Source organism: Streptomyces sp. A1136 (genome assembly GCF_004795055.1).
Classification (GTDB): Bacteria; Actinomycetota; Actinomycetes; order Streptomycetales; family Streptomycetaceae; genus Streptomyces.
In genome coordinates this window covers 1-582 of sequence record NZ_SSBJ01000270.1, presented here as the reverse complement: position 1 = coordinate 582, position 582 = coordinate 1, and the positions used below count along the sequence as shown (strand labels likewise).

2 pseudogenes are annotated in these 582 nt (G+C 75.4%); one reads left to right on the top strand and one right to left on the bottom strand.

Features of this window, described 5'->3' with window-relative positions:
• Positions 1–408 (top strand): annotated as a pseudogene (locus E6R62_RS38515) (EmrB/QacA family drug resistance transporter); the annotation flags it as partial.
• A 7-nt stretch (positions 409–415) separates the two neighbouring features.
• Here E6R62_RS38515 and E6R62_RS41630 read toward each other — a convergent pair.
• A pseudogene (locus tag E6R62_RS41630) lies at positions 416–582 on the bottom strand (GNAT family N-acetyltransferase); the annotation flags it as partial.

Genomic DNA, 582 nt, shown 5'->3' with positions numbered 1-582 from the left:
ACCGAGAAGGCGGGCTTCGACCTGCTTCCGGCCGCCGGCTGGCTACTGCTGCGCATCAAACGGCACGGCACCGTCGAGCCCGCCCGGCTCGCCGAGGTGGCCCCCGTACCGCTGCAGGTGATCAACGAGGCGGCCCGGCAGCTGGAAGGGCGCGGCCTCGTCCGGCGGGTCGGGGTGCAGATGGTGCTGACCGAGCCGGGCGCGGAAGCCGTGGTGAAGCTCGCGCAGGCCCGCGAGGACTCGCTGGCCGAGCTGCTGGGCGACTGGTGGGGGCCGGACCGGCCGACCGACCTGGTCGCGCTGGTCTCCGAGCTGACGGCGGAGACGAGCGGTTCGAGCAAGGAGCGCCCGCACAGCCCGGAGCCGAAGCGCGACCACGCGGCCCGCCACCCGCGCCGGGCGGAGTGACGGGGCGTTACGCCGCCCCCAGCTCCTTCGCGAACCAGCGCTCGGCGTACGGGGAGCGGTGGTGGAAGGCCGGGACCTCGCGGTAGCCGTGCTTCGCGTACAGGCCGCGCGCCTCGACCAGGTCGTGACGGGTGTCCAGGCGCAGCAGGCTCAGGCCCAGGGCCCGCGCCCGGG